At 70.8% G+C, this 12,931-nt stretch carries 9 protein-coding genes; 2 read left to right on the forward strand and 7 right to left on the reverse strand.

The window, feature by feature from the left end; translation table 11 throughout:
- Entirely contained in the window at positions 1 to 795 is a 795-nt protein-coding gene (locus tag I7X39_RS20585; RefSeq protein ID WP_198113108.1) for a substrate-binding periplasmic protein, read from the forward strand.
- On the opposite strand, the gene I7X39_RS20590 is transcribed toward I7X39_RS20585, so the two are convergent.
- The 6 genes from I7X39_RS20590 to I7X39_RS20615 all read right to left on the reverse strand — a co-directional run bounded on the left by I7X39_RS20590 (position 779) and on the right by I7X39_RS20615 (position 10,119).
- Positions 779 to 2,656, reverse strand: coding sequence for a putative bifunctional diguanylate cyclase/phosphodiesterase (locus I7X39_RS20590; RefSeq protein WP_198113110.1), 1,878 nt, complete (start codon positions 2,654 to 2,656; stop codon positions 779 to 781). The genes I7X39_RS20585 and I7X39_RS20590 overlap by 17 nt on opposite strands.
- Positions 2,653 to 3,159, reverse strand: coding sequence for a YfiR family protein (locus I7X39_RS20595; RefSeq protein ID WP_198113112.1), 507 nt, complete (start codon positions 3,157 to 3,159; stop codon positions 2,653 to 2,655). Before I7X39_RS20595 ends, I7X39_RS20590 begins: the two co-directional genes overlap by 4 nt.
- Positions 3,159 to 5,108 carry a TonB-dependent receptor plug domain-containing protein gene (locus I7X39_RS20600; RefSeq protein WP_198113114.1) on the reverse strand — a complete coding sequence of 650 codons (1,950 nt, stop codon included), beginning with the start codon at positions 5,106 to 5,108 and terminating at the stop codon, positions 3,159 to 3,161. The genes I7X39_RS20595 and I7X39_RS20600 overlap by 1 nt, the downstream gene beginning before the upstream one ends.
- 52 nt (positions 5,109 to 5,160) lie before the next feature.
- Positions 5,161 to 6,180: a hypothetical protein gene (locus I7X39_RS20605; protein WP_198113116.1), complete on the reverse strand. Its 1,020-nt coding sequence runs from the start codon at positions 6,178 to 6,180 to the stop codon at positions 5,161 to 5,163.
- Entirely contained in the window at positions 6,177 to 6,707 is a 531-nt protein-coding gene (locus I7X39_RS20610) for a (2Fe-2S)-binding protein (protein WP_198113118.1), read from the reverse strand. Before I7X39_RS20610 ends, I7X39_RS20605 begins: the two co-directional genes overlap by 4 nt.
- Positions 6,708 to 7,284: 577 nt before the next feature.
- Positions 7,285 to 10,119, reverse strand: a complete 2,835-nt coding sequence (locus tag I7X39_RS20615; protein WP_198113120.1) for a xanthine dehydrogenase family protein molybdopterin-binding subunit — start codon at positions 10,117 to 10,119, stop codon at positions 7,285 to 7,287.
- A 125-nt stretch (positions 10,120 to 10,244) separates the two neighbouring features.
- Here I7X39_RS20615 and I7X39_RS20620 point away from each other — a divergent pair, with 125 nt between their 5' ends.
- On the forward strand, positions 10,245 to 12,158 hold the full coding sequence (locus I7X39_RS20620) for a hypothetical protein (RefSeq protein ID WP_198113122.1): 1,914 nt from the start codon (positions 10,245 to 10,247) through the stop codon (positions 12,156 to 12,158).
- Between the two features lie 6 nt (positions 12,159 to 12,164).
- Here the strand turns inward: I7X39_RS20620 and I7X39_RS20625 are convergent.
- Positions 12,165 to 12,931, reverse strand: a 767-nt coding sequence (locus tag I7X39_RS20625; protein WP_198113124.1) for a hypothetical protein, incomplete at its 5' end; no start/stop codon positions are given.

Consider the following 12,931-nt stretch of genomic DNA (forward strand, 5'->3'; position numbering starts at 1 on the left):
ATGCGGCGCCGTCTCCTCTCCCTGTTCCTGACCTTGCTGGCCTGCGGCCCCGCCCAGGCCCAGACTGCGGCGGCCCCCGTGCGCCTGTGCGACGACGTCAACGAGTGGCCGCCCTACACCTACTTCCGCCGCGTGGACGGCCAGCGAAGCGGCGAGTTGACCGGCTACACCGTTGAGCTGCTGCGCCTGATCGGGCAGCGCCGCGGCCTGGAGCTGCGCATCGAGATGCTGCCCTGGAAGCGCTGCGTGGAAGCGGTGCGCCATGGCGAGATCCTGGGCTTTCTGAACGCCATCGTCACGCCCGAGCGCAAGGTCGACTTCCTGATCTCGGACCTGCTCTATGAGACCCGGCTGCTGGCGCTGTGGAGCCGCCAGCAGCACCCGAATGGCCTGCGCGTGAACAGCCAGGCGGACCTGGCCACACTGCGCATCGGCGGCGTGCATGGCTACAGCTACTCGCAGCTGTCGGAGGCCGAGCAGGCGCGCCTGCAGCGCGCGCCACATTACGAATCCCTGGTGCAGATGCTGCACCGCGGCCGCGTCGACGTGGCGCTGGTGAACGAGGGCGTGATGCTGGGCCACGCAGCCCTGGGCAGCCCGGCCTTCGCGGCCAGCGCGAGCCTGGGCCAGGTGGCGCTGCAGGACCGCCAACCGAGCCGCTTCCACCTCATGTTCACCCGCGCCAAGCCCGAGGGCGCGCGCCTGCAGGCCCTGGTGAACGAGGAACTGGCGGCGCTGCAGCGCAGCGGCGAGCTGGCGAAGCTGCGCGCGCAGTTCCTCAGTCCGGCACCTTGATCAGGGTACGGGCGCCGGCGGCCTGGGCCTGCAGCAACGCCAGCGCCTGCGGCGCCTCCAGCGGCCGCGCCAGCCCGAAGCCCTGGTAGAGGTCGCAGCCCAGCTCGCGCAGGCAGTGCCAGTCAGTCGCCGCTTCCACGCCCTCAGCCACCACCTGCATGGCCAGGCCCTGGGAGACGCGGATGATGGCCTCGATCAGCAAGCGTGCCTCGCTGCTGCGCGCCACGCCGTGCACGAACAGGCGGTCGATCTTGAGCTTGCGGCAGCGGAGACGGCGCAGGTAGGAGAGCGAGCTGTAGCCGGTGCCGAAGTCGTCAATGGCGAGCGCATAGCCGCGCTGCTGCAGCAGGGCCACCATCGAGTCCGGCGCCTCCAGGTCTTCAAACAGCGTGCCCTCGGTCAGCTCGAACTCCAGCTGCTGCGGGCCCAGGCCCAAGCGCTGCAGGGTGTCGAGCAGGCGCTGGCGCTGCTGCGGCTGACGGCATTGGCGCGAGGACAGATTGATCGCCACCGGCGGCGCCTCCAGACCCTGGGCGCGCCAGCCTTGCAGGTCCTGGGCCAGCAGGCCCAGGGTGTGTAGGCCCAGCTCGACGATCAGGCCGGAGCTCTCGGCCACGGTGACGAACTCAGCCGGTGCCACGGCACCGCGCTGCGGGTGCTGCCAGCGCGCCAGCGCCTCCAGGCTCTGCACCCGGCCTTCGGCGTCGAACAGAGGCTGGTAGACCAGGCGCAACTGCCCGCTGCCAAGCGCGGCGCGCAGGTCCTGCTCCAGACGCAGGCGCGCGTCCTGGGCGGCGCCCAGCTCGGCGCTGTACAGCTGGAAGCCATCCTTGCCCTGGCGCTTCGCCTGCACCAGGGCGGCATCGGCGCAGCGCAGTGCCGCACTGGCATCGCGGGCATGCTGGGGCAGCAGCACCACGCCCACCGAGACATGGGTGGGCAGCAGTTCTCCCACCGGCACCGGCAGCAGGGCCACCAGCTGCGCCGCCAGGTTGCGCGCCGCCGCCTCGTCGATGGGGGCTGCCAGCAGCAGCGCGAACTCGTCGCCGCCCAGGCGCGCGGCCAGGTCCTGCGGTCGCAGCAGGCCGCGCAGGCGCTGCGCCAGCTCGCAGAGCAGGCGGTCGCCCACCGCATGGCCGTGGTTCTCGTTGATCTGCTTGAAGTTGTCGACGTTGATGACGAGCACCGCGACCGGCTGCGCAGCGCTGTGCTCGGCGGCCTGCTCCAACGCGGCGCGGAAGGTCTCGCGGTTGGGCAAGTCGGTCAGGGTGTCGTAATGGGCCAGGTACTCGGTGCGGCGCTCGGCCCGGCGCACTTCGCGGCGCAAGCCCCAGCTGGCCAGCCAAGCCAGCAGCAGAGCGGCCGCCAACATGGCGGTGGCGGTGCCGACGAAGCGCAGCAGGTCGGCCCAGATGCCGGCGCGGCTGGCGCGCACGCGCAGCTGGCCCACGGTGTCGCGCTGGGCGCGCACCGGTACGGCCAGCTCGGTCTCGCCGGCCCAGCGCTCCAGCAGGGTGGGCGGCCCCTCGTCGGCGCGCTGGTACAGGGCCAGGCGGCGCTGTGCACCGACGCGCAGCTCGGCCTCGACGATGGCCGGCGAGGCCCGTAGCGCGCCAAGGATGTCGCGCGCCTCGGCCGCTGTCTCGAACACCACAGTAGCGGCAGCGTTGTCGGCCACGATGCGCGCCTGCACCTCCAGATCGGTCTGGAAGCGTTGGTCCAACTGCGCGTGCTGCACCACCCCCAGCACGGCCAGAAAGACCAGCAGCAGCGCCAGCGCCAGCGCCAGCGCGGCACCGCGGCGCACGTTCTGCGCCGCCATATGGCTGAGGCTGCGCGCGGCGGGCTTGGCGGGATTCATCCGCTGCGCTTCACGAAGCGCGCCAGGCGCAGCAGGCGGGCGCTGATCTCCAGGCCGGCGCGCCGGGCGGCGTCGAGCTCGACATCAAAGACCACACGCCCCTCCTCGACCTGCAAGCTCAGCATGGCCCCCCGGTCCAGCAGACCCGGGGTCTCGGTGACCAGCAGTGTCGCCCCGCCGGACTGCCAGGGCCCCTCCGGGCCCACCAGGGCCAGATGGCAGCCGCCGAGCTGCTGGTTGTGCAGCACGCGCACCTGCAGCGGCAGCTGGTTGATGCGCTGGCCCTCAAGGGCCTGCAGCTGACGGGCCAGTTCGCCCTCCACCAGCAGGCAGAGCTGCAGGCCGCCGCGGCCGGCCAGGGCGGCGGCTGGCCACTCCACGAAGCGCAAGGCCTTCAGCAGCACCTGGGCCTTGAGCTCAGGCGCGGCCGCGGCGGCCTGGGCGCGCGCCGGCCCGGCCAGCAGCAGCGCGCCGGTCAGCAGGGCGAGCGCCGCGGCCTTCATCAGAACCTGAGCTCCCAGTCCAGGCGCAGGCTGCGGCGTGGCTGCGGCACGCGGCGCAGGGCCTGGTTCTCGGGGCCGGCGGGGTCGTAGAGGCGGGCGTCGGCCAGGTTCTCCACGCGCAGCAACCAATGCTGCTGGGTGCCGGCGCTGTAGCGCAGGGCCGCATGGGCCAGCCATTGCGCGTCCACGTCCTGACCGCCCGGCGCGGCGCGGCGTGCGCCCTGCCCCTGTGCCTCCAGCGCCAGGCTCCACTGTGCCGCCAGCGGCTGGATCCAATGGCCCTTGAGCAGCCAGCGCGGCGCATTGCTGAGCGGCTGGCCGGCGCTGCGCGCCTGAAGCAGCGCCAGGTCCAGCCGCCATTGCTGCTCGCTGCGCAGGCGCTGTTGCAAGCCCAGCTGCAGGCCGCGGCTGTGGAACTGGCCACGGTTGTCGTAGCGCATCACGCCCTCGAACCCGCTGGGCTGGGGCTCGATGCCATCGTGCAGCCGGGTGTCGTAGAGGTTGAGGCTGAAGGCGCTGTGCGCGTCCAGCTCGCGCTCCCAGGCCAGCTCAGCGGTGCGCAGGCGCTCGGGCGCGAGGCCGGGGTTGGCCTGCTGCGAGATGCCGCCGTCGTCGTAGAAGCGTTCGGCCAGGTTGGGGGCGCGGAAGGCCGTGCCCAGCATCAGCTTCAGCGCCTCACCCGGCCGCGGACGGTAGACCAGGGCCAGGCGTGGCGAGCCCCGGGTGCCGAAGCCACGGATGCGGTCGGCACGCAGGCCGCTGGTCAGCTGCCAGTGCGGCGAGAGCCGCCAGTGGTCCTGCAGGTACAGGCCCAGGCTGTGGCTGCGCTCGCGGCTGTCCAGGTAGGCGGCCGGCGGGTCGAGGTCGAAATTGCGCTGCAGGCCCTCGGGCACGCTGCGCGCCTCCAGACCCAGCAGCAGCTCGTGGTTCAGCCAGCCGCGCCACTGCAGGCGCGCGTCCAGGGTGTGCCAGCGGCTGCGCGCCACGTCGCGGTTCACCAGGCCCTGCTCGTACTGGTAATGGCCGTCGAAACCGGTGCCGGCCGTGCCCAGGCGCAGGCTGCGGCGCAGGGCCTGGCTCCAGTCCTCCTCGTAGGCCAGCTCGGCATGCCAGAAGCGGTCGCGGTAGCGCGTGCCGCTCTGGCCGGGTAGGGTGCCGTAGGGGGCGGTGGCGAGATCCTTGTCACGCTGCAGGGCCGAGAGACTGGCGCGCCAGGCGCCGAGCCGGTACTTGGCGAACAGGCTTCGCTGCTGCAGCCCGTCGAGCCCACGCAGCTGCGCTGCCGGCACGCTCAGTTCAGGCAGTTCCAGGGTCTCGCCGCGGCTCTTCTGCAGCTGCAGGCCGACGAACAGATCCCCACCGCCGGCATCGGCCTGGCCAAACTGCAGCAGCGCGCGGCGGCTGCCGAAGCTGCCCAGCGAGCCCTTCAGGCGCAGGCCCGGCGCATCGGCACCGTCCAGGGTGACGAGGTTGACGACGCCGAGCAGGGCATTGCCGCCATAGACCGAGGAGCTGGGCCCGTAGACCAGCTCCAGGCGCTTGACCCATTCGGCGGCGAGCGGGAACTCGGTGTCGGGCAGGGCCTGGTCGTACAGCGCGTCGTTGCTGCGAAAGCCGTCGATGGCGACCAGCATGCGGGCGTTGTAGTCGCCCGGCCTGTTCAGGCCGCGCAGGCCGACGCTGAGGTACTGGCGGGTATGGCCGAGGTGCACGCCGGGCAGCCGCGCCAGCATTTCCGACACGCGCTGGTGCCCGAGCAGCTCGGCCTCCTGGCGGCCGAACACCGCCACCGCGGCGGGGGCATCGAGCAGGCTCTGCGCGTAGCGCGAGGGACCCTGGACCTCGCGCTGCAACAAGGCCTCCAGGCTGTCGTCTTCGTGGCTGGCCTGGGCCGCCGCCAGCGCTGGCAGCAGCAGCCAGGGAGCGCAGCGTCGAGCCAGTGGCGTCATGGGCGGTCCGCAGAGTCCGGGGCCAGCCATGCTAAGCCGCCAGCCCCAGTGTTCAGCGCCTCTTCGAAGGCGGCGTCGGGTTGTAGTCGACGGTTTGGCACTCGGCGCCCTTGGGGTCGGCGCAGCAGGCGGCCAGCTTGCGCAGGCTGTCGTTGAAGGCCTCGTCCCATTGCAGCCGGCTGTGCAAATTGCCCGGGCTCATCCAGTGCGATTGCGGGAACTGGCGCGACCATTCATTGCCGCCCTCCTGCGGCGCACGGCCGGTGCTCTGCCACATCGCCGTCTGGCAGGTGTTCATATTGCCGATGCGGTGGCAAGCGGTGCAGGTGTTGCCGCGCGTGGTGATGCCGAAGGCGTGCAGGTTCCACCAGGCCTTCTGGAAATCCTTGCCGATGGCCTTGGGTTGGTAGCGCCCGAAGGGGTCGCCGGGCAGCTGGGTGGTCTGGGCGATGTAGGGGCTGTACATGAAGGGCCCGCTGTCGTGGCAGCTGACACAAGCCGGCTTGCTCTCCGCCACCTGCCTGGGGCTGAGCCAGACCTTCTCGGGCGGCAGCATCCGCAGCTTCTCGGCGGGTTTGGGCTCCATCGCCTGGCGGGCGCTGAGTGCCGAGGGCGAGGGTACGAAGCGGCCGTCGATGCCACCGGCCGCCGTCAGCGGCTCTTTGGCCTTGGCGGTGAACCAGCAGGTCTTGCCGTTCTTCAGGCTGTGCGAGATGACGTTGATCTCGTCGAACAAGGGGCTGCCCGCGGGCCGCGCCACCTTCTTGCGGCAGATGGCGCTGATCTGCGCGCTGGCGTCGTCGCGCAGCAGCAGGGCGCGGGTGCCGGGCACGCATTGGCCCTGCGAGCCCGGTTCATACGCGGGCAGCAGCGAGGGGCGGTCGCAGACCTTGGGTGCCTGGTCCGGTGGCACGGGTTTGCCGCCGTCCACGGTGATGGGGATCTCTTCACCCGCCATGCAGTTGAAGGCCGGGATGGCGGCGATCTCCTGCGCGCATTGGCGGCCGTACTCGAACAGGGTCTCGGCCTGGGCGGCGCCGGCCAGCAGCAGGATGGGCAACAGGCGTTTCATCGCACGAGGCCTTTCTCTTCGAGGATGACGGCGCGGATGGCGGCCTGGTAGCGCGCGTAGCCCGTGCAGCGGCAGATGTGCTGGCCCACCGCCTCTTCAATGGCCTGGTCCAGCTCGCCGCGCGCGATGGGCGCGGCGCGCAGGCGCGCGATCAGCATCTCGGTGGCCATCACGAAGCCGGGGGTGCAGTAGCCGCACTGGAAGGCGAAGTGGGTGAGGAAGGCCTGCTGCACCTTGCTGGGTTTCTGCGGGCTGCCGGTGCCTTCCACGGTGGTGATGCGCTGGCCCTGCAGCAGGGCCACGGGGGTGGAGCAGGCGAGCATGGGTTGCGGCTGGCTGCTGGGCGTGCGCTGCGCGGCCACGGTGCAGGCCTTGCAGACGCCGATGCCGCAGCAAAGCCGCGTGCCGGAGAGGCCGAGTTCTTCCTGTAGGAAGTCGACCAGCGCGAGGTCGTTCGGGACCTCGGTGTTCACGGGTTTGCCGTTGACGTGGAACTGGACTTTGACGGCTTGTGTTTGGTCGCTCATTTGGTTGGCTCCCCTTGGTTGGGTGCGTGTTCGTTGCAGCCCTCGGGGGCTTCACCCCCGAACCCCGACCCGCATTTCTTTGCTGCGCCAAAGAAACGCGGGGCAAAGAAAGGCGCCAATGCACGCACGCCGCCTAGGGCGGCGCGCGACTGCACGTCCGGTTCACATGGCTCCCACACCCCTCCTGGGACTGCGAAAACCTGCCCGCTAAGCTGGCCGGAGTACCGGCCGACTAGACCACCGCGAACCATCACGGGCTTTCTGCGATGAATGGACCCCCAACGAGCAACAAGGCGGCTCCACAGGCTGGTTGGGGGTGTGTTCTTCGGAGCTCGGAGGCCATGGTCCTCGCTGCCCGGGACGACCGGTACTCCGGGCGCCTTCGTTGTCCTGCCCATGGAAGTCAGAGAAGGGCTCGTGTCAGTATGAGCAAGAGCACCGCCATCACAGTTCGCCCCTAGGGCGACTGTGCGCATTGGCGCCTTTCTTTGCCCCGCGTTTCTTTGGCAAGACAAAGAAATGCGGGTCGGGGTGCAGGGGTTGAAGACCCCTGCGGGCTGCACCACAAAAGCACCCATCACGATTGCACCCCAGCACGGATATCCGAAGCACGGATGGGCAGAGACCGCGCCCTGAATCGATAGCCCGTGGCAGCAGCAACCGCATTCCCGATCGCCGGCGCAATCGGACACAACACCGCCTCGGCAATCCCCTTCGCCGTCGGCGAGCTGCTCGGCAACACCGTCACCTTCATCGCGTTCAAAGGCACATCGCCCCAAAGGGCCACGTGGTACCGATCCAGGTTCCAGCGCCCGTCGCCAGCCCCGCCCTCGGCAATCGGCAACTCTTCGAGCAGCGCGTAGCCGATCCCCATCGCAATGCCGCCCTGCGCCTGCCCAGTCAGCAGATCCGGCTGCAGCACCTTGCCGGCGTCCACGATCAGCTCCACTGCCACCACGCGCGGCTCATGCGTGCGTGGGTCGATCTCCACCGCCACCAGCGCGCCCGAGGGCGCGTACAGGCTGCGGCCATACAGCTCGGCCGCCGGGTCGGGCGGGATCACGTCCTTGCGCTCCACCCGCTGCCAATGGCCCACCGCACCGCCGCGCGCCAGCGCCAGGCCGTCGATGGGCAGCAGCAGCTTGCGCTCGCCCAGCTTGTAACTGGCCGAGACCCAGGTGCCCTGGTAGAGCCCGTGCACCATCGCACCCACCGGCAGGCGCGCGCGGTGCGCCTCGGCGGCCAGCTGCGGCAAGGGCAGGGGCGGCAGGCCCTCGGCGTGCAGGCGGCCATCGACCCAGCGCGTGCGGCCCTGGATGCGCTCCAGCGGCACGCGCCACAGCACCGCGGCCGCGGGCAGCAGGCCGGCCTCGAACAGCACGCGGCTGGCCTGCTCGGCCACATGCACCTGGTGGAAGGCGGTCAGGCAGGCGCTGGAGGACATGCTGACCGAAGCAGTCCAGGTCGGCTCGTCCCAGTTGCCCTTGCCGCCCGTCATGCCCAGCGCATTGAAGGTGGCCACATCGCCCATCACCGCCTGGCTGGCGTTGGCACCCAGCCAGCCCGCGGTGCTGATGGCCAGGGTGGTGGCCGAACCATTGCCCATGTCCACGCAGTTGCTGCGCACGGTCAGCGCGCCATCGGGTGCCAGCGTCACCTCGGCCATCACGCCATCGGTGCCGGTGCCATAGGCCTGGTTGGCCAGTGCAAAGCCCACGCCGTACCAGCGGCCCTGTTTGGCCTTCTCCTTGCGCACCTTCTCGCGGTCCTTCCACAGCGGGTGGGCCTGGGCGCGGCGGCAGATCTCGGCCAGCGACGCGGCGGCCTCGTCGATCGGAGCGCCGGTGATGGTGCGGTCACCGGGTTTCAGCACATTGCGCGCGCGCAGGGCTATCGGGTCGCGCTTCAGCGCCAGCGCCACCTCGTCCACCATCGTCTCCACCGCCCAGCTGGCCTGCGGGCCGCCAAAGCCGCGCATCGAGCCGGCCACCACACCGAGCGTGGGCTTGGCCTCGGCATCCACGTAGGCCTGCTTGACGAGGTAGCCGCTGAGCCCGCAGTAGCCGGCCAGCGAGGCCACGAAGGGGCTGTAGTTCTGGTTGCCGCCCGAGGGCAGCACCTGGCGGCTGGCGAAGGCGAGGAACTCGCCGCTGGCCGGGTCCACGGCGATGCGCTGGTGGATGTCCGACGCCAGCTGCTTCAGGCCGCCCTGGAACTGGCCGTAGCGGTCCTCGGCGATGCGCACCGGGCCATCGCACAGCGCCGCCGTCACCGCCAGCAGGGGCGGGAACATCGAGACATCACGGCCGCCAAAGCCACCCCCGGGGTAGCAGGCGTACAGCGCCACCGTCGTCAGGTCCACCTGGGGGGCGGACTTCTGGAACATGTTGAAGGTGTCCAGCGTGTCGCCATTGGTGGCCTGGGTGCCCAGCACCAGGTTCATCATCTTGCGCTTGGCGTCGAACCAGGCCAGGCCGGCCTCGGGTTCCATGAACATCGGGTCCAGCACCTGGGTGCGGTAGCGGCCCTCCAGCTGCAGGGTGCCGGGGCGCGCCAGCTCGGTGTCGATGGCCTCGCGCACGCGCCGCGCCGTGCGGTTGTAGGGGGCCGTGGGGCTGTCGTCCTGGTGCGGGTTGGATTCATAGCCGCTCTGCACCTGCGAGAACGGCGCCAGGCCCGGCACCTCGTAGCGCGTCAGGTAGGTGGGCGTGCCGTAGGGCGTGTCCACTGGCGCGGGGGCGGCGTCACCCAGGCGCACCACGTCCGGGCGGAACTGCAGCGCACGCTGGGCGCGCCGGCACGCGGCGGCGTTTTCGAACACCAGGATGGCGACCGGCTGGCCGAAGAACTGCGCCGGCGTGTTCGGCGGCACCAGGATCTGCTGCACGCCATCCGGCCCCTTCATCCAGAAGGGCAGCGTGAGGTTCAGGCTGACGAGGTCCTTCTGCGGCACGCCGAAGTCCGGCAGCGGGCTTTGCACGATGGCAAAGAGCGGCTGCGCCACCCCCTGCAGCGCGGCCAGGTCCAGCCCGAGGAACTGGCGCCGCGCCGCCGGCGCACGCAGCACCAGGGCAGCGCGCTCGGTCTTGGGCCAGCTGGGGAAATCCTTGGCGCGGAAGTCGCGTGCGTAGATCTTCTGGCCAGTGACCTTGGCCAGGCCCTCGATGCGAAAGCGCGCCTGCCCCGGCGGGCCGGACCAGGCCGGTGAGGCCGCCGGCTGCGTGGGCAGGCCTTCGGGCAAGGCCTGGGCGGCCGGCACCGGGCGGCCGCGCGGGCGCGCCTCGGCCAGCTGGTGCATCAGCAGCATCACGCCACCGGCACCCGCGCCGCCCAGCAGGCGGCGGCGCGTCAGTTCAAAAAGGCCGCCGCTCGCATCCGGCGCCTCAGCCGTCGCGCTCTCGTTTGGGTTCATCGTCAACTCCCTTTCTGGACGACATTCTTTCGAGATCAGGCCGCGGGCGTCTGGGGGTTAGCGCGAACGGACACGGGCCCCTGACAACTGCTCACAATCACCCATCCCGCCGCGGAGCGCCCGCCATGCAGATCCCTTCCGCCCGTACGGTTTCCACGCTGATCCTGCTGGGGCTGCTGCTGGCCTGCGGCGGCGGACGTGAGCGCGCCGAAGCACCGCAGTCCCAACCACTGGCACGCCTGCACAGCCCCGCCACCGCGCGGGCCCCAGCCGAGGATTGCGCGGGCTCCACCCCCCGGCATGCCGGGCCCGTGGGCCTGCGGCAGGTGGGCGAGCACTGCCTGCGCAGCTTCGAGCCGCTGCTGCCGGCGGCTGCGCCTTCCGGTCCGCAGCGGCGCACCGCCGCCACGGCGCCCATGACCGTGAACGAACTGTTCGACTGGGCCGAGCTGCGCTACAGCAATTTCTTCCCCTCCAAACAGAGCACGCGCAGCCTCAGCCCCTACCAATACCGCTACTACCCGGAGTCCGGCAACCATGTCGCGGTGACCGCGTCGGACGGCAAGGTCTGGGTGCAGGGCCCGATGAGCGATGGCGCCCTGCTCTATGTGGGCCAGATGGCGGACTTCGTCTGCCTGGTCAAACCCCTGACCGAAGGCTGCGCACCGCCCAAGACCTGCAATGCCCCCGCCAGCTGGGTGGTGGCGGGCAACACCTGCAACCCCGGCCAAGGCCAGCCCAGCACCCTCACCGAGGGCAGCCAGTACACCTTCGTGGACCCGACCCCGCCGGCCACCGGCACGGCCACCTTCGCCTGCGAGAACGGCGCGCTGGTGCAGCGTGCCGGCGCCCGCTGCGAAGTGCCGCCGCCCAACGCCTGCAACACCTCGGACCTGAGCTGGACCGTCTCCGGCGTGCAGTGCAAGGCCAACGCCAACGAACCCACCCAGCTGCCCTGGGGCGAGAGCCATACATTCCTGGCCTCTTCGACCACGATCGGCAGCATCACCCTGCGCTGCGACATCGGTTCGCTGACCCAGGTCTCCCCGCCGACCTGCGCCAGCACGGTGCCGGTGTTCTGCACCTCCACCAGCCCGAGCTGGACGGTGGATGGCGCCACCTGCAACGCCGAAGACCTGGTGCCCCTGCTGGCCGAGGGCTCGACCTACAAGTTCAAGGACAGCCTGGGCGAGACCACCGGCACCGCCAGCTATGTCTGCCGCAGTGGCAGCCTGGAGCCGCTGGGCGACGCCGAGTGCAAGCAGATTCCGCACATGCGCGACAGCTTCGGCGGTGATGGCGGCGCCTCGGACGGCGGTGCCTCTGGCGACGGCAGCGCCGGGGATGGGGCCCCCATCGTCGGCGGCCAGGTGCGTGTCGAGGACATGAATGGGCGGACCGCCTTCGCCACCACCGACAGCCAGGGCTACTACCGCGTCAAGCTGACCGGCATGGTGCCGCCGCTGGTGCTGAGCGTGACGCGCAGCGACGGCGTGGTGCGCCGCTCCTTCAGCACCCAGGCGCTGCGCATCAATGGCTACATCTTCATGGGCATCACGGGCCTGACCGACAAGATGGCCTCGGACATCGCGCGTGCGTCCGGCCAGTCCGGCGCGGCCGGGCTCACGCCCGCCATGCTGGCGGCCAACCCGAGCGCCATCACCGCCGCCCTGGAGGCCCTGCGCAACGACCCCGTGGTCAGCAATGCACTCACGATCGCGGGCGTCAACCCCAGCAGCTTCGATCCCCTCTACACGCCCTTCCGTCTCGACGGCACCGGCTACGACAAGGCCCTGGACCTGCTGGTGGTGACGGTGGACGCCTCGGGCGCCACCGTGGTCAAGTCGGTCGACTGCCCCGCTCCCAGCTCCTGGACGGTGGGTAACCTGACCTGCGTCCCCGACCCCTCGGACCCGCTGATCGTGCCCAACGACCGCTCGGTCGTCTTCCACGACACGCGCGCGCCGAACACCGGCACCGCGGCCTTCTCCTGCCTCAAGGCCGTGCTGTACGGTCCGATCCTGCCGTCCTGCAAATAGGCGCGTTCAGGGGGCGCGACTGAAGCGCACCAGTTCGCGCCGGTCGTACTGCTCGATGTCGCCGTTGCGCAGGCGCACCTGGGTCTCGTGCGCCACGTCGCCCGCGATGCCGGGCACGACCCAGATGGTGCGTTTGATGGAAGCACCCAGGTCCACGTTGTAGCCCTGAGCGGCAATGCGGAAGGCCTCGAAGGTGCCGGCCGGCACGGTGATGGTCTCGCGCGCCTCGACCTTGAGGTCGTAGCGGAAGTGGTAGACCCAGCCACTCTTGCGGTCCTGCCGGAATGCGCTGCTCCAGCGCTTGCCGACGATCAGCTCGGCCGGGTAGAACTGCCGCGCCGTGCTCATGCTGCCGCGCTCGTTGGCCAGGGTGTTGCCCATCAGGTCGGTGCGCTGCTCGCCGTCGTTGTAGACCACCAGGTCGGCGTCCTCGTCCACCGCGGTGACGCGCAGGGTCAGCGGCTGCTCACGCCGGCTGAAGCGGTCGATCACGCGGTACTCGTACACATCGCCCACCCGGTAGCGGCGCCGATGCGGCGCCTGCCCCTGAAAGCCCGGCTGGGCCGGCAGCGTCTCGTCCGGCTGGGCCTGGCTCTGCGCCTGCTCGGCCCGCTGGCGCAGTTGCTCCACCTTCAGGCGCTCGGCTTCTTCGGTGGCCAGCCGGGCGGCCTCGGCCGCACGGGCTTCGCGCGCGGCCTGGGCCTGGCGCTCGGCCGCGGCCGCACGCTCGCGCTGCGCCCGCTCCAGCGCCGCCAAGCGCTCGCGGTCGGCAC

Source organism: Inhella proteolytica (genome assembly GCF_016093275.1).
Lineage (GTDB): Bacteria > Pseudomonadota > Gammaproteobacteria > Burkholderiales > Burkholderiaceae_C > Inhella > Inhella proteolytica.

Coding starts and splice junctions, on each gene's coding strand:
- I7X39_RS20620 (WP_198113122.1), top strand. CDS start 10,245: ATGCAGATCCCTTCCGCCCGTACGGTTTCCACGCTGATCCTGCTGGGG.
- I7X39_RS20610 (WP_198113118.1), bottom strand. CDS start 6,707: ATGAGCGACCAAACACAAGCCGTCAAAGTCCAGTTCCACGTCAACGGC.
- I7X39_RS20600 (WP_198113114.1), bottom strand. CDS start 5,108: ATGACGCCACTGGCTCGACGCTGCGCTCCCTGGCTGCTGCTGCCAGCG.
- I7X39_RS20585 (WP_198113108.1), top strand. CDS start 1: ATGCGGCGCCGTCTCCTCTCCCTGTTCCTGACCTTGCTGGCCTGCGGC.
- I7X39_RS20590 (WP_198113110.1), bottom strand. CDS start 2,656: ATGAATCCCGCCAAGCCCGCCGCGCGCAGCCTCAGCCATATGGCGGCG.
- I7X39_RS20595 (WP_198113112.1), bottom strand. CDS start 3,159: ATGAAGGCCGCGGCGCTCGCCCTGCTGACCGGCGCGCTGCTGCTGGCC.
- I7X39_RS20605 (WP_198113116.1), bottom strand. CDS start 6,180: ATGAAACGCCTGTTGCCCATCCTGCTGCTGGCCGGCGCCGCCCAGGCC.
- I7X39_RS20615 (WP_198113120.1), bottom strand. CDS start 10,119: ATGAACCCAAACGAGAGCGCGACGGCTGAGGCGCCGGATGCGAGCGGC.